14 protein-coding genes are annotated in these 15,476 nt (G+C 47.6%); all 14 read right to left on the bottom strand.

Features of this window, described 5'->3' with window-relative positions; translation table 11 throughout:
* Positions 1 to 44: 44 nt before the first annotated feature.
* The 14 genes from ABD014_RS18925 to panB all read right to left on the bottom strand — a co-directional run bounded on the left by ABD014_RS18925 (position 45) and on the right by panB (position 15,135).
* Complete coding sequence (locus ABD014_RS18925; protein WP_379340962.1) at positions 45 to 734, bottom strand: DnaD domain-containing protein; 690 nt, start codon at positions 732 to 734, stop codon at positions 45 to 47.
* A 14-nt stretch (positions 735 to 748) separates the two neighbouring features.
* Positions 749 to 2,044 (bottom strand): asparagine--tRNA ligase, encoded by a 1,296-nt coding sequence (asnS, locus tag ABD014_RS18920; protein WP_343863663.1) that lies wholly within the window; start codon positions 2,042 to 2,044, stop codon positions 749 to 751.
* Between the two features lie 91 nt (positions 2,045 to 2,135).
* Positions 2,136 to 3,341 (bottom strand): acetate/propionate family kinase, encoded by a 1,206-nt coding sequence (locus ABD014_RS18915; RefSeq protein ID WP_343863661.1) that lies wholly within the window; start codon positions 3,339 to 3,341, stop codon positions 2,136 to 2,138.
* Positions 3,338 to 4,210 (bottom strand): 3-hydroxyacyl-CoA dehydrogenase family protein, encoded by an 873-nt coding sequence (locus ABD014_RS18910; RefSeq protein WP_343863659.1) that lies wholly within the window; start codon positions 4,208 to 4,210, stop codon positions 3,338 to 3,340. The genes ABD014_RS18915 and ABD014_RS18910 overlap by 4 nt, the downstream gene beginning before the upstream one ends.
* A gap of 136 nt (positions 4,211 to 4,346) precedes the next feature.
* Complete coding sequence (locus tag ABD014_RS18905) at positions 4,347 to 5,849, bottom strand: AAA family ATPase (protein WP_343863657.1); 1,503 nt, start codon at positions 5,847 to 5,849, stop codon at positions 4,347 to 4,349.
* The gene (locus ABD014_RS18900; RefSeq protein ID WP_343863655.1) at positions 5,842 to 6,375 is read right to left on the bottom strand and encodes a hypothetical protein; all 534 of its coding nucleotides are present in this window, start codon (positions 6,373 to 6,375) and stop codon (positions 5,842 to 5,844) included. Before ABD014_RS18900 ends, ABD014_RS18905 begins: the two co-directional genes overlap by 8 nt.
* Before the next feature lie 273 nt (positions 6,376 to 6,648).
* On the bottom strand, positions 6,649 to 7,134 hold the full coding sequence (locus tag ABD014_RS18895; protein WP_343863652.1) for a cell wall elongation regulator TseB-like domain-containing protein: 486 nt from the start codon (positions 7,132 to 7,134) through the stop codon (positions 6,649 to 6,651).
* 38 nt (positions 7,135 to 7,172) lie between these two features.
* Complete coding sequence (locus tag ABD014_RS18890) at positions 7,173 to 8,471, bottom strand: amidohydrolase (RefSeq protein WP_343863650.1); 1,299 nt, start codon at positions 8,469 to 8,471, stop codon at positions 7,173 to 7,175.
* Positions 8,461 to 9,111, bottom strand: a complete 651-nt coding sequence (locus ABD014_RS18885; protein ID WP_068781704.1) for a redox-sensing transcriptional repressor Rex — start codon at positions 9,109 to 9,111, stop codon at positions 8,461 to 8,463. The genes ABD014_RS18890 and ABD014_RS18885 overlap by 11 nt, the downstream gene beginning before the upstream one ends.
* A 33-nt stretch (positions 9,112 to 9,144) precedes the next feature.
* The gene (dinG, locus tag ABD014_RS18880; RefSeq protein WP_343863647.1) at positions 9,145 to 12,009 is read right to left on the bottom strand and encodes an ATP-dependent DNA helicase DinG; all 2,865 of its coding nucleotides are present in this window, start codon (positions 12,007 to 12,009) and stop codon (positions 9,145 to 9,147) included.
* Between the two features lie 211 nt (positions 12,010 to 12,220).
* Entirely contained in the window at positions 12,221 to 12,850 is a 630-nt protein-coding gene (locus ABD014_RS18875) for a tetratricopeptide repeat protein (protein ID WP_343863645.1), read from the bottom strand.
* A 128-nt stretch (positions 12,851 to 12,978) separates the two neighbouring features.
* Positions 12,979 to 13,362 carry an aspartate 1-decarboxylase gene (gene panD, locus ABD014_RS18870; RefSeq protein WP_343863643.1) on the bottom strand — a complete coding sequence of 128 codons (384 nt, stop codon included), beginning with the start codon at positions 13,360 to 13,362 and terminating at the stop codon, positions 12,979 to 12,981.
* Entirely contained in the window at positions 13,355 to 14,269 is a 915-nt protein-coding gene (gene panC / locus ABD014_RS18865; RefSeq protein WP_343863641.1) for a pantoate--beta-alanine ligase, read from the bottom strand. The genes panD and panC overlap by 8 nt, the downstream gene beginning before the upstream one ends.
* Positions 14,266 to 15,135, bottom strand: a complete 870-nt coding sequence (gene panB / locus ABD014_RS18860; protein WP_343863639.1) for a 3-methyl-2-oxobutanoate hydroxymethyltransferase — start codon at positions 15,133 to 15,135, stop codon at positions 14,266 to 14,268. The genes panC and panB overlap by 4 nt, the downstream gene beginning before the upstream one ends.
* Between the last annotated feature and the right edge of the window lie 341 nt (positions 15,136 to 15,476).

Raw genomic sequence — 15,476 nt, 5'->3', positions numbered from 1 at the left:
CTGGCTCTTCTTATGCAATTCATTGCTTCCTGTTCCTGTTCATCTTAGCGGGACCCGGTACGGAACTTCTGAATATGGGCCTTCGCATCCTCTACCGTCTTGACCCGATTGCGGCTCCATTCCAGTAGAATCCGGTCGATGTAGCGGAAATGAACCTTTCCGGCAAATACCGCTTCTTTCAGAGCCAGCAGAATCAAATCCTCTGGATAGCTGTCCTGATCCACCCAGCCGGAGATCGTCTCAAATTCCATCGGCGATAGCGGACGAGCAAATTCCTTCTCGAAAATAACGAATAAATTACGTTGCTCTTCCTCCTTTGGTGCAGGTGCAGAGGCTTGCGCTTCAGCCTGCCGCCCTGTGGCACGTTGCTCAGCCAGGCATTTCCCCAGCTTCTCATACATCCCCGATAGATTGTAACGCTCCGATTGAATCCCGGCAGCCTCATCCATGAAGTCATCGATACTAAGCCAGCCTTCCTTCATCAGCCGTCTGATGACAGGGGAGAGCCCGCCGGGCGCTGTGCCCATCCGCAGCTCCAGTTGATCGATAGAAGGAAAATCATTATGCTCCACCTGCTTGAATGAAAGCAGCTGAACGAGCAGCATGACTTCCATTTCATCTAAATGCAGCTGCCGGTAATGGACGAACAGAACATAAGGAATATTCACCATTGCCGCCTCAAGTCCGAAGGAAATCCCTTTGGACCATACTTTCCAGCTATCGTTCATCTCCATCTTAACCACCTTGCTTATGGATATAAGCGGTACAGCATCCGCGGGAACGGAATCGTCTCACGGACATGCTCAAGTCCGCAAATCCAGGAAACCGTACGTTCCAAGCCTAGACCGAAGCCGGAATGTGGCACAGAACCGTATTTACGCAAATCCAAATACCATTGATAAGTTTCTGAAGACAGATTATGCTCCTTGAAACGCTCTTCCATCAATTCAGGATCATCAATCCGTTGCGATCCCCCGATAATCTCGCCATAGCCTTCAGGTGCGATCATATCAGCGCATAATACAACTTCAGGACGGTTAGGGTCAGGCTTCATGTAGAATGCCTTGATGCCAGCGGGATAGTTCGTAATGAACACCGGTTTGTCGTAACGTTCCGCGATTGCGGTCTCGTGAGGCGCTCCGAAATCTTCGCCCCATGGGATATCGAAGTCTTGTGTATGCAAGTATTCGATCGCATCATCATACGAAATGCGAGGAAACGGCGCCTTGATATTCTCCAGCTTAGAGATGTCGCGGCCCAGTGTCTCCAGTTCAGGACGACAGTTCTTCAATACCGATTGCACGATATGAGTAACGAAGTTCTCCTGTACGACAAGGCTCTCCTCGTGATCCGTAAATGCCATTTCCGGTTCGATCATCCAGAACTCAATCAAATGACGGCGAGTCTTCGACTTCTCAGCCCGGAATGTCGGCCCGAAGGAATATACCTTACCCAGAGCCATTGCTGCAGCTTCCATATAGAGCTGGCCGCTCTGTGTCAAATAGGCATCCTCATCGAAATATTTCGTATGGAACAGATTCGTTGTCCCTTCCGCCGAGGTCGGAGTCAAGATTGGCGGATCCATTTTTGTAAATCCGTTCGTATTGAAGAACTCCTGAACCGCGCGAATGATCTCTGCACGGACAACCATAACCGCGCGCTGCTTAGGACTGCGCAGCCATAGGTGACGGTGGTCCATCAGGAAGTCTACTCCGTGCTCCTTCGGCGTAATTGGATAATTCTCTGTCAAATGAATAATCTCAATATCCGTTACTGTCATCTCGTAGCCGGATTGGCTGCGAGGCTCTTCACGAATAACTCCGGTAACATACATGGAGGATTCCTGGGTCAGGCTCTTGGCCTTCTCCCATACCTCTTCACCCACTTCGCTTCTCACGACAACGCCCTGGATATATCCAGTACCGTCGCGAAGCTGCAAAAATTGAATTTTGCCGCTGGAACGTTTGTTATTAAGCCAGCTGCCAATGACGACAGTCTCGCCAACATGCTCGCCAACTTGACGAATCACGCTTTTGTTCGCCATGCCCTTATCTCTCCTCTTAATAGGCTGTTCAAAAAGTCCAGCTTCTGCTGAAAACCGGCCTTTTTGAACATTCAATCTAAATAAATTGCTACTAGTTATTCTCCTGAACGATGCGGTACGTGTCACGTGCAATCATCAATTCCTCATTGGTCGGAATAACCAATACTTCCACCTTCGAATTCGGCGTAGAAATACGACGCGGATCTCCGGAACGTACCTTGTTCAATTCTGGATCAATCTCAACACCGAGGTAAGTCAGGTTCTCACATACCTTCTCTCTGACGACTACAGAGTTCTCCCCTACACCTGCTGTAAATACAATTACATCAACGCCGTTCATCGCTGCTGCATAAGACCCTATATACTTGCGCAGACGGTATTCATACATTTCAAACGCCAATGTGGAGTTTGGCTCGCCCTCAGCCATGCCATCAGTAATATCGCGCATATCACTACTGCTTCCCGAGATCGCAAGCAGACCACTATGCTTGTTCAGCATCGAGTTAACTTCGCTTAGCGACAGCTCTTCTTTGTTCATGACAAACGTAACAACAGCTGGATCGAGATCACCACTGCGAGTTCCCATCATAAGGCCTTCAAGTGGTGTCAAGCCCATAGAAGTGTCCATAGACTTACCGTCTTTGACAGCTGTTAAGCTAGCGCCGTTGCCGATATGACAAGTGATGATCTTCAGATCTTCAAGCGGACGGTTCAAGTACTCTGCCGCTACCTTGCTTACATAGTCATGAGATGTACCGTGAGCTCCATAACGACGAACCCGGTGCTTCTTATATAATACTTTCGGGATCGGGTACAGATATACCTTCTCTTCCATCGTCTGATGGAAAGCTGTATCGAAGGCAACAACCTGAGGCACCCCAGGCATATTCTTCTCCGCTGCATTAATACCCAGAATAGCTGGCGGATTATGAAGAGGAGCCAAGTCGAACAGACGGCGAATTTCCGATTTTACATCGCCAGTAACGAGCGCAGAACCTTTGAACGCTTCCCCGCCATGAACGACGCGGTGGCCTACAGCTTGAATTTCTTCTACGGAGTTCAGAACGCCGTGCTCTTTATCGGTCAATTTGTCAAGCACTTTACGGATAGCCGTTGTATGTTCGAGGATTTCGCTAACTTCAGTAACTTCCTCTTTGCCTGTTGGCTTATGATTCAGGATCGAGGAATCCATACCAATCCGTTCAACCAGGCCTTTAGCTAATACCGATTCATCGGTCATATCATACAATTGATATTTCAAAGATGAACTACCTGCATTAATTACGAGCAATTTCACACCCGGTCACCATCCTTATCGTATTTGAAAAATCCTTCACCAGTTTTCACACCGAGAGATCCGGCGCGAACCATTTTCTTCAACACGTAGGAAGGGCGATATTTAAGTTCGCCGAATTCACGGAACATGCGCTCAAGAGCAGCAAGTACCGAATCAAGACCAAAGCGGTCGGCCATTTCCAGAGGCCCGTATTGGAATTGATAACCGATGCGCATTGCATCATCGATATCCTCGGCTGTAGCAACGCCTTCGCCAAGTACATGCAGTGCTTCATTAATCATCAAGCAGATGATTCGGGAGGTCACAAAGCCCGGGGATTCGTAGACCATAATTCCGTGCTTATCTACAACTTCTTCCACGAAGCGTTTCGTCTCTTCAAAGGTGGATTCCGAAGTCTTCAATCCGCGAATAATTTCAACGAGATTAATTTTAGCTACTGGATAAATGAAGTGCATACCAATAACGCGTTCCGGATATTTCGTGGAGCCGGCAATTTCAGTCAAGCTGAGCGTGGAAGTATTGCTGGCCAGAATAATGTTGCTTGGGCATACCTGATCCAATTGCTTGAATACCTTTTTCTTGGCATCCAAATCCTCCGAAATGGTCTCGATGACCATATCGCAGGTACCGAGTTCGGCAAAATGAGTTACTTTATGAATTTTGGATAAGATCAGTTTCTTCTCGGCCTTTGTAATAGCCCATTTCTCGAGCTGCTTATCAAGGCTCGTCTCAATCATGCTATAAGCATGGTTAAGTTTGTCGTTCGTTTCTTCAACGAGCAGTACATCAAGTCCTTTAGCTGCGAGCATTTCAGCAATCCCTTGCCCCATTGTGCCGCCGCCTATGACACCTATCTTTTTGAAATTCATGGTTCTTTCGCTCCATCCTTTCATGATCTTACGTAATATTGTACCCCAGATGTCGAATAATACATCTTTTTATACCCAACATATAATAATATCTTAGCACGAAGAAAAAGTAAAAAAAAATAACCGGCATCATGTTTTATGCCGGTAAATAACTGATTTCACTAAATTGACATCGGAATTGTTCCCCAGACAATCTTTCTTCCTTTAAAAGGATTTCCAAGGAATTGTCGAATATCGCCGAATGGTCGTTTAAAATTTGCTTGGACTTGGCTGCAAGCTCATCCAGTATTCTGGAATTCTCTCTCATGAGCACTTCCTTCGTCACCATATCCATATTCATAATTCCCAAAGAGGTAAGGCCGGATGTCATCATCGTCTGAACAATGTTCAAGGCCTGCTCAAAGTCATTACTTGAACCAGTGCTACGTCCTCCGTAATAGATTTCCTCCGCCGCTGCTCCCGCCAGAGCGACGATAATCTGTCCTTCAAGATAATCTTTGGTATATAAATATTTCTCATCCTGCGGATTATGTCGAACATAGCCGAGCGCCCGACCACGCGGACTTAAGACGACCTGATTGACGCTGCCTGGCGAGACAACCTCGGCAGCAACGGCATGGCCAAGCTCGTGCACAGCAACCCGTCGCTTCTCTTCCACTGTTGACTCACGATCCGTCTTCTCCCCAAGCATGACCTTATCGATCGCTAGCGACAGATGCAGTTGTGTGATCAGGTCCTTGGATTCACGCATCGCATAGATCGCTGCTTCGTTCATCACGCTCTCCAATTGCGCACCCGAGAAGCCAAATGTCTCCTCAGCTACCTTCTCCAGATCGACATGCTCGGCCAGTGGCTTATTCTTAGCATGGAGCTGAAGGATGTGCACCCGCCCTCTTTTGTCGGGAAGATCGACTTGAATATGACGGTCAAATCGTCCTGGACGTAGTAGGGCATTGTCGAGCATCTCTTTGCGGTTGGTGGCCGCGATTAACAGAATACGAGGTGTATCCGAAGTATAGATCCCATCCATCTCCGTCAGCAGTTGGTTCAGTGTCTGATCGTATTCACGCTGCTGTCCACCCTCGCGCTTACCGCCGATCACATCGATCTCATCGATGAAGATAACGGCACTTTCTTTATTTTCCTTCGCGGCACGGGTACGCGCATCCTTGAATAAATCGCGGATCCGGCTTGCCCCGACACCGACATACATTTCAACAAACTCACTACCGGAAGAGGCTACGAACACGGAATTCGTGTATTGGGCGGCGGCTTTGGCCAGCAGCGTCTTCCCGGTTCCCGGCGGACCTGTAAGCAGGATGCCTTTGATCGGCCGGATACCGAATTTGGATATTTCCTCATAACGGACCATGAAATCAAGCGCCTCGATCAACTCTTGCTTAGCGCTCTCCTGACCACCGATCTCTGCGAACGTCAGCTTTGCCGGTCCATTCTTTCTGCGTCTACGATCTTGTGCTGCACCTACGGCAATACCACCGCGCATCTTGGCCAGAACAAACAAACCGCAGGCGATCAGACCGATGAACACCAAAGGCAATATATTAACGCCGATAAATGCTAGAAAAATAAGCAGTACAGGTACTACGCCAATGATAATTTCCGTTATTCTCTTACGCATTTGGCCATGCCCCCATTCGCTCTGGAACGCGAGGTAAAATTATAAATTTACTGGCCTTACCGTCTGTAAGTGTAATATACACATTTTTATCATCCATCTCAGCCTTCGCTGTAATAGATTGATTCTGCTGCTGTAGTTGGTCAAGCGCTGTATTAATATCGGTATATTGCTTGTTCTCCATCGCTTGGGCAATCGGGAACAGAACCTTGTTCCATGCTCTGTTCAGATCGCGATTCGATTGATCCTTGATCTCAAATGACAACTTACGCTGACCCACCCACTTCTTGCCATCCTCCTGAATATACTTGACCAGTTCACCCAGGTCGGTGCCGGGCTTAAGATCCAGTTTCAAGGCTACTTGCTGCCGGTTTATATCGGATTCGACGCTGTTCACGCCGTCAAATTGCTTCACTGTCTTCTCGAACGGGCTCTCTACCACCCAATGCTGATAAGAATACCAGCCGCCAAACAATAGCAGTGCGGAAACCGCAACACTAGCAGCGATCGTTCCAATTCGCAGTTTCACGAGATGTCCCCCTTCAACATGATATATTAATAGTATATACTTCAATCTATCAAAACGACTGGATTCAGTATATCACATTTTATGCCCAAGAAGAAAGTGAAGTGTGAACACTATTTTAAATCTAAGATATTAAATGTTTCCATCCCTGGCTATTCTCATCTTAATGCTAAAAAAACAAGCCCTGTTCAAAAGAGGATAAAAGCGCATCGATCGTATATTCATACTTCGATTTCGCTAGTCTTTTGGAACAAGGCTTGTTATCTATCTCTACTTCTAACGATTAGGCAATGTGAACATTTCTGATAAAGACTCGCCATTGCTGAAGCTATAGAAACGGTAATAATAATGTGAATTATCTTTATAGAACAATTGCCATACATATTGATTGTTATATATACCCGGAGTCAATCTAACAATATTGATTCCAGGCAACTTATCTTGTATAATCTTACGAATCTGCGGCTCGGATACCCCTTCGGACAGAGGTTTCTCCACTGCCGCTTTCCCTTCGGGCAGCCAGACCATGACCTCTTCGCCGTTCGCATTCTTACCTTGGACGACCCAGCACACCTCATCCCAGACCGACTTCCACACCTTTTCCGATTCAACAAGTCCGGTCTCTTGTCTGGCCAGTGCTACCGCCGCATTCTCTCCCTGCCAAATATCCTCTTGAATATATAAATAGAAGCGGTAAAGGCCAAAGAAGATGATCAGCAGGATCACAATGGAGAGCAGAATCCATTTGGTTCTATTCTTCAACCTTCTCTTCCTTCCCAGTTAGAGTTCTAATTCTCACCTTACCGGCCGAGAAGTCCTTCAAAAGCCGTTTGCGCCTCATAACGAATGCGCTCCTCATCCAGCGTCAGACATTCACCATGACGGACAATCTGCTTGCCATCGACCCATACATGCGCTACGTCCTTAGGGCCTGCTGAATAGACGATATGAGAGATATAATCAGTCCGCGGCAAGAAGTGAGCTTGGTCAGTGTTTACGGCGATCATGTCGGCCTTCATTCCAGCTGCCAATTTGCCCGTATTGTTCAAGTAGAGCGATTTCGCCCCATACTCTGTTCCCATACGAAGGGCTTCAAGGGCAGGTACGGCCGTTGGATCGCCGGACACCCCTTTATGGATCAGAGCGGCCAGCCTGATCTCCTCGAACATGTCGAGATTATTGTTGCTCGCTGGGCCATCTGTACCTAGCGACACCGTAACGCCTGCTTTCAGCAGCTCCGGTACCCGCGCTACCCCGCTAGCCAGCTTGAGGTTACTGCCCGGGTTATGAGAGATTGCCACCTTATGGGCGGCAAGAATCTCAATCTCTTCATCGGTCAGATGCACCGCATGAGCTACCAAAGATGGACGAGTAAAGAAGCCCAGATTAAGCAGATGTTGAACAGGACGAACGCCATACTGGTCAACATTTTGCTGGACCTCCGCTTTTGTCTCGGACATATGTGTGTGTAATGGCAAATTAAGATCATGCGCTGCCTGCACAAACTTCTCAATATAGTCCGGCGGGCATGTGTACGGAGCATGCGGCGACATCATTGTTGTAATCCGTCCTTCAGCCTTGCCGTGCCAATCACGAGCAATGCGGATCGCTTCGGCCAGCTTCTGATCCTGTAGTTCAGGTGGACAGAGGCCGATCACACCGCGTGTTAGAACACCTCGGATGCCCGATTCCTCAACAACCTTACCCACTTGATCCATATGATCATACATATCTAGGAAGGTCGTAGTTCCACCTTTGACCATTTCCAGGACAGATAAAGAAGCACCCCAATATACATCCTCAGGAGTAAATTTTGCCTCCATCGGCCACATCTTCTGCTCCAGCCATTCCTGCAGGACCATATCGTCTCCATAACCACGCAGCAATGACATCGCCGTATGCCCGTGTGAATTGACGAGGCCCGGCATGAAGAGCAGGCCTTTGCCATCATATGTCTCCGCACCTTCTACGCCCTCTGGGCGCTCCTCGCCGATATAAGAGATCGTATCTCCTTCGATCAGCATATAACCATGGACGATCGGATTTTTCCCGTCCAGTACTGCGAATGTACCATTCTTAATCAACCATTTACGACTCATCTTCCGGTAATTCCTTTCCGCTCTGCAAATAATAAGCAAGACTAATAAGGTCTGTTGTGAAATCTGCCGCATGGATACGCACGTCAGAAGGAACCTTGATGATTGTAGGCGCAAAGTTCAGAATCGCCCCTATACCTGCGGCAACGAGCTGGTCGGCAACGCGCTGCGCCTCCACATCAGGTACCGTAATAATCCCGATCTGAATATGCTTATCTCTTACAGTCTGTTCCAACTCCTCGATCGGCTGAATCGTAATGTCTTTGATCTTCTTGCCGATCTTGTCCGGGTTGGCGTCAAAGACTGCGATAATCCGCATATTATCCTTCACATAAGTATTGTAATTGGACAAGGCTTGCCCCAAATTACCGGCTCCGACAAGAGCTACATTAATCTGCTGGTCTAAATTTAGAATTTGCCGTATTTTCTCGATCAAGTATGAGACGTCATACCCGATCCCCTTCCGACCAAAATCGCCGAAATAAGCGAGATCTTTGCGGATTTGAGCTGGATTTAGATCCAGCTTCTGTCCGAGCTCCTGGGAAGAAACCGTCAAGACCTCGCGATGGCTTAATTCATTAAGAAACCGCAAGTATACAGGCAATCTGCGCACAACCGCATCTGAAATTTTTTCTGATTTCATATATTTTCCCCCTACAGGTGCATTTCGAAGAAATTACGACTCTTCGTCATCGTTTAACCATTCTGAGATCCGAGGAACCATCTGCGTAAGTGTCATATGTTCCATCTTCGGTCCCGGTAATGAATATAAAAAGTATTTGCCATAATAAGATTCCAAGATGCGAGTATCGTATACAACGACAATTCCTCGATCCGCGGAAGAACGAACTAGACGCCCAAACCCTTGCTTGAAGCGAATGACCGCCTGAGGTACCGACAGCTTCATGAAGGGGTTCTTCTTCTCTCTCTGAAGTCTTTCACTCTTAGCCTCAACCAGCGGGTGATTCGGCGGCTGGAACGGCAGGCGGACAATCGCCAGGCTCGTCAATGCTTCGCCAGGAATATCTACGCCTTCCCAGAAGCTGCTTGTCCCGAGCAGTACCGATGCTTGCTGCCCTTGAAAACGACGGGTCAGCTTCGTTCTGCTGCCGCTATCCATCCCTTGTCCAATGACGGTAATCCCTTCATCGACCAGCCGCTCTTTTAATGGGTCATATACTTGCCGCAACATCCGATAGGATGTGAATAGAACAAGCATCCGTCCCTTGGTAGCAATAGCTGTATCCGCCAAAGACTTCACCAAGGTCTCGATAAAATAATCATCGCCTACGCTGCCCTTAACGCTCGGGAAGTCCCGCGGTATGAGCACTAATGCTTGCTCCCGGTAATTGAAAGGAGAGGGCAGCATCGCAGTCATCAAGAGGTCTTCACTAGCTGCTTCCTGAAGACCGAGCTGTTCAATCACATATTGAAACGATTTATCAACGGTCAATGTCGCCGAAGTCATAACTACACTCTTCTTCTTATCGAAGAAATATGCCTTCAATTGAGCGCTGACATCAATCGGTACAGCAAAAATCTGCAATGAACGATTGCGATAATTCCCATTGGCTTCAAGCCAATATACCGTATTCTCATCCTCAAGCTTCATGAAGAAACGGAGTGTCTCACGTTCATTGGCCAAATCCTTGAGCAGTCCGCTGATATCCGTAATCAAGCTCTCTGCGCCGTAATCATCCTGTTCCTCGCGGATTTCGGCCACCATTCGCTCGCCCTTGCGGAGGATATCCCCCAAGGTAATATATATCGAGTTCTCCAATGTAGTTAGAGCATCCCAAGCCTTGGGCTTCTTATCGGGCAGGAGCCGGGTTACGAACTGCCCTGGATCTCCAGGGGCCGCATCGGAACGCTCAGATATTAAAGCAAATAACAGTTCGCTCAGTTTATCCCAATTCTCCTTTACCTCGATCAATGACGGATACATTTCATCAATGACCGTCATCCATTTCATCGCCGCTTCTGCTCCCGCTTGCTGGAGCATGAAGTGCAAGGATGGAAGCTGCCCCGTCTTGCTATCCTTGAACAATCGGGTCAGGGTATGGACAACTGTAAAATATTTGAGCTGCAAGCCAAGATGCTTGCCAGCAACGTCCTCAAGATGATGAGCCTCATCGATAACCAAACGATCATACGCCGGTAGAAGCTGGTGTCCTGCTTGAATATCAGTGAACAGCTTGGAGTGATTCGTTATGACGACATCGGCTACACCCGCTTCATGCTTAGCACGGTGATAGAAGCATTTGCGGAACCAAGGGCAGGAACGTCCAAGACAAGAGTCGGAGTCACTAGCCACTGTTTCCCAGAAATCGCCGCCGCGATTTCCTAGATTAAGCTCCTCATCATCCCCGGTTTCCGTTTGAGCGAGCCACACGATCATTTGTGCGGCCGTCATCACCTCTTCTTTTGGGGTTGTGAAATCTCTTTTATTTATTTTATGTTCAAATTTGCGCAAACACAAATAATGCTGCCTTCCCTTGAAGATAGCGGCCTGGAACGGAAAAGGCACGACCTCCGTTAATAACGGAAGGTCTCGCTCCCTGAGCTGCTCCTGCAAGTTAATCGTATGAGTGCTGATCATAACCTTCTCATCCTGCTTCACACTATGGTAAATCGCAGGCAGGAGGTATCCAAGTGACTTTCCGGTTCCGGTACCGGCTTCAATCAAGAGATGCTTATCCTCGGCAAAGGCCTGCATCACTTTGTCCAGCATCATGGTCTGGGCTTCACGTTCTTCATATTCAGGCAACTTCACCCGCAGCTGTTCTCGGACCTGCTCCATGAACTGTTCAAAGGACACGTCCTTGAGCGGATTCACAAGCATATGATCCCGAGCCGGCTCAATATCCATCCAGTCATCAACCTGGAGCGCGAACTGCCGATAATACGTGAACCCATCCGGATTAACGCCAAGCTCCTTCTGCTGCTTCTCCTGAAGCATCGCGTCAAAGAACCAGGCCAGATCGCTGTCCTCGTTGTTGAACAGATCAGACAGCCGCTGCAGTGTAAGCAGAGGCAACTGCTCGATCTCTTCCAGACATTTGAGGAAGATCAGAGCCGTAGCAAGCGCATCGCTATCTGCCTGATGGGGCCGATCATGCTGCACATTGAATTCCTGCGATACCAAACCTAGCTGATAGGTGGATAGCGAAGGAAAGAATATTTTCAGAAAGTCCATCGTATCGAGAATGCGTCCGGAAAAAGGCAAATATCCCGTCTTATCGAGAGCGCTCTGTAAATAATTGAAGTCAAAAGCTACATTATGTCCAACCAGAACTGCATCATCGAGTAATGGAACCATCTCCATCATAACCTCGTCCAATCCAGGCGCATCTTTGACATCCTCTTCAGTAATTCCGGTCAAGCCTGTAATAAATGGAGGTATTGGGATTCCCGGATTTACATAAGAGCGATAAACTTGTGAAATTGTCAAATCATGGTCTATAATGGCAAGTCCTGCCTGAATAATCTCATCAGAGGACTGATTGCCTGTAGTTTCAAAATCAAGTACCGCATATTTCATTTTCTCGTTCCAAAGTCCCTTCCATCCAGTCTCATAAACAGCATAACAGAATATAGCCATTTTGAAAATTAACTAACATTTTAAACAAAAGATAAGAATACTCCGAACGAGGCAAATTTTATATTCAAAAACAAAGCGATGCCTCGGCATATGTCGAGTGCATCGCTGACAGATAAAACGTTGATAAGCTCGGCTCGATTCATTCTGTACGTTACATTAAGGGAGACAGTTCATCTCCAAATTTCAGCTTCCCCGTACTGCTGTCACAGGCCTGCAGGTTCATCAGGGGTTCAGGCAGCGTCGGATCGCTCCGATGAGCCAGGGCGAAGTATTCTTTCGCCTTTAGACGCTTCCCCCTCTGAGCCTCGATACAGCCTAGCGCATTATAAATAATGGAACGAAGCCGATTGCTGGTCGCCTTCTCCAGCACGGCGATGAAGTGTGAAGAAGCTTCGGATAATTGCTGCAAATGCAGATGACACATCGCTAAATAAGTTCGGCCAACAAGACCATCCGGATAATCATGCACAACGTTCCGGAATTGTTCGAGCGCTTTTGAGAACATCAGGAGCTTATAGTAGCCTTCCCCTTTCTCATAAGCATCGGATTTCATCTCAGGAAGAACAATGTTAGCATCCTCAGTTTCATTCCAGTTTTGCCTAACCGCTCCCATCTTCTCTTCAAAGTTCAGCCATTCTTCAATAATTTCGTCACTCATGTGCTTGAGGAGGTTCCATTTATGCGTGAGTTCCTGCTTCTGTGTTCCTTGGGCATTCGGATAAAATTTTGATATCTCATCCAACATTTCATTCATTTCCGCAAACATATGTTGAAACATCATCCGCATCCCACCCCTTAAAAAATGAAATCAGTGCGAGCCTTAAGATCATTTTTTGTTCCAAGGGGACTTTTCATTCTCGCAGGCATTAATTGCATACCCATACTAAGGAACCAAGCTAAGCGCCCTCATTAACGAATGGTCGAATGCAGCTCCTTAGATGCCGTCTCGACGGGTTTATTATCTTCTCCGACAAATACGACCGTCGGCTTGTAGTTCTTGATCTCTTCATCCAACATTTGAGCGTAAGAAATAATAATAACTGTATCCCCTGGCTGTACTAATCTTGCTGCCGCTCCATTGAGGCAAACTACTCCGCTACCTCTAGGTCCTGGAATAACATATGTCTCCAGCCTGGCTCCATTGTTGTTGTTGACGATTTGTACCTTCTCATTCTCCAGAAGGTCGGCGGTTTCCATCAAATCTTCATCAATTGTAATACTCCCAATGTAATTCAGATTTGCCTCTGTAACCGTTGCGCGGTGAATTTTGGATTTCATCATCGTTCTATACATGGATAGCCTCCCCCTTTCCCGTTAACAATACGTTATCGATCAGTCTTGTCGTACCGAATTTGACGGCTACAGCGATCAGAATCACTGCGTGCGCCTTCAGCTCACTGCTAAGGGAGTTTGTCTCCTGAAGCGGGGTTAAGCCTGGAAAGGCAGCTATCTCCACATAATCGATCTCTGCCAAAGGCTCACTGCCAATCTTCTGCGTAAGCTGCTGACGTGCTTCCATCACTGTTGTCGTATGACCACTGTATACATCTGCCTCCAACTGTTTCAAACTACGGGACAGAATCAGCGCTGCTTCGCGTTCCTTGGCACTTAGGTATACATTGCGCGAGCTTAGTGCCAGACCATCGTTTTCACGAACGATCGGGCAAGGGACGATCTCAATATCGAAATTGAGATCATTGACCATTTGTGCGACAACGGCAACCTGCTGGGCATCCTTCTGACCGAAATAAGCACGGTTTGGTGCAACGATATTGAACAGCTTGCTAACTACTGTCGTTACCCCATCAAAATGGCCTGGACGGGAAGCCCCGCACAGCTTCGAGGTCAACTCAGCAACAGCTACCTTTGTCTTCGTTGGCTGTGGATACATTTCTTCCACACTCGGCATAAATACAGCATCGACGCCTTCGTGTTCAGCGAGTGCCAGATCGCGCTCCGTATCCCGTGGATAGCGGTCCAAATCTTCATTAGGCCCAAATTGAATCGGATTAACGAAAATGCTCAGTACAACCAAGTCGTTCTCCGTTCTTGCTCTTCTCAACAAGCTGGCGTGGCCCTCATGCAAATATCCCATCGTAGGGACCAGTCCAACTTGTAGTTCCTTACCTTCCTTGATGGCGGCAAGTCGCCCGAATTTCAGAAATTCCTTTAGCTCAGATATCGCTGTGAATACTTTCATGAATGAGTTTCCGCCTTTCCTTTGCCATACAGATTGTCCAGTACTCTATCTTCAGCGGCAAATACATGTTCCTCTGCAGGGAACTGCCGCGTCTTGACTTCTTGCACATAAGCGGAGATACCGCTGCGGATTTGCTCTCCAATGTCTCCAAAGGTTTTAACGAACCGTTTATTGCGGTAATTTGAAGTATATTTAAGTACATCGTGATATACAAGCACCTGCCCGTCACATCCGCGGCCAGCACCAATTCCAATAGTAGGAATAGACAACTCGGATGAGATATAAGCTGCAACCTCTTCCGTCACAAGCTCTAGCACGATGCCAAATGCGCCTGCTTGCTCCAATGCTCTGGCGTCCTCAAACAGCCGCTTCGCATCAGCTTCATCCTTACCTTGAATCCGGTAACCGCCGATTTGATTGACGGATTGCGGCGTAAGTCCGATATGACCCAGCACCGGAACCCCGGCCTGAACAATTCGTTTGACGGTATCAGCGATTTCAGCTCCGCCTTCCATCTTGACGGCTTGAGCATGCCCTTCTTGCATAATCCGGCTCACCCCACGCAGTGTCTCGTCAATACTTCGGTGATAGGTCATAAACGGCATGTCGGTCACGATGAACGTATTCTTTGCGCCTCTCGCTACTGAACGGGAATGGTATACCATATCATCCAGTGTTACGGGAATCGTCGTATCATAGCCCAGCACAACATTGCCAAGCGAATCCCCGACCAGAATAATATCAACCCCGGCCTCTTCAGCGAGCACCGCTGATGGATAGTCATAAGCCGTGATCATAGAGATCGGGTCGCCATCCTGCTTCATCCGTTTCATTTTCACAATGTTTAACATTTGTTTTCCAGCCATAATCCTATCTCCTCCTGGTTTGTCGTTTTCGATGCGGTATCTCGAACACAACAAAAAAACCTTTTAGTTACGCACTAAAAAGGTCCGAATCCAAAGAAGAGTCACTTTCGATCGTCCCTTCTGTCTCGGTCCTCTTCGGCTCAGAGCAGAATCCAACGTTATACCTGACGTTATTATTCACTTGTAGTGGTAACACGTACTTATGCTGTACTTCTATAGCTTGTGTAACAAGCTATTCCTTGATGAATACTTATATCTGCTAAATCGCCATGCTATACCGCTCGAAAAGAGTGCAGTTCGGGTAACCTCGATACCGCCTCCTGCGAACAGTATAACAAATT

Origin of the sequence: Paenibacillus motobuensis (genome assembly GCF_039521865.1) — a bacterium.
Classification (GTDB): Bacteria; Bacillota; Bacilli; order Paenibacillales; family Paenibacillaceae; genus Fontibacillus; species Fontibacillus motobuensis.
The sequence above is the reverse complement of the archived record's forward strand: the minus strand, read 5'-3'. Positions and strand labels throughout refer to the sequence as shown.

Coding starts and splice junctions, on each gene's coding strand:
- ABD014_RS18925 (WP_379340962.1), bottom strand. CDS start 734: ATGGAGATGAACGATAGCTGGAAAGTATGGTCCAAAGGGATTTCCTTC.
- asnS (WP_343863663.1), bottom strand. CDS start 2,044: ATGGCGAACAAAAGCGTGATTCGTCAAGTTGGCGAGCATGTTGGCGAG.
- ABD014_RS18910 (WP_343863659.1), bottom strand. CDS start 4,210: ATGAATTTCAAAAAGATAGGTGTCATAGGCGGCGGCACAATGGGGCAA.
- ABD014_RS18905 (WP_343863657.1), bottom strand. CDS start 5,849: ATGCGTAAGAGAATAACGGAAATTATCATTGGCGTAGTACCTGTACTG.
- ABD014_RS18890 (WP_343863650.1), bottom strand. CDS start 8,471: ATGAGTCGTAAATGGTTGATTAAGAATGGTACATTCGCAGTACTGGAC.
- ABD014_RS18885 (WP_068781704.1), bottom strand. CDS start 9,111: ATGAAATCAGAAAAAATTTCAGATGCGGTTGTGCGCAGATTGCCTGTA.
- dinG (WP_343863647.1), bottom strand. CDS start 12,009: ATGAAATATGCGGTACTTGATTTTGAAACTACAGGCAATCAGTCCTCT.
- ABD014_RS18875 (WP_343863645.1), bottom strand. CDS start 12,850: ATGATGTTTCAACATATGTTTGCGGAAATGAATGAAATGTTGGATGAG.
- panD (WP_343863643.1), bottom strand. CDS start 13,362: ATGTATAGAACGATGATGAAATCCAAAATTCACCGCGCAACGGTTACA.
- panC (WP_343863641.1), bottom strand. CDS start 14,269: ATGAAAGTATTCACAGCGATATCTGAGCTAAAGGAATTTCTGAAATTC.
- panB (WP_343863639.1), bottom strand. CDS start 15,135: ATGGCTGGAAAACAAATGTTAAACATTGTGAAAATGAAACGGATGAAG.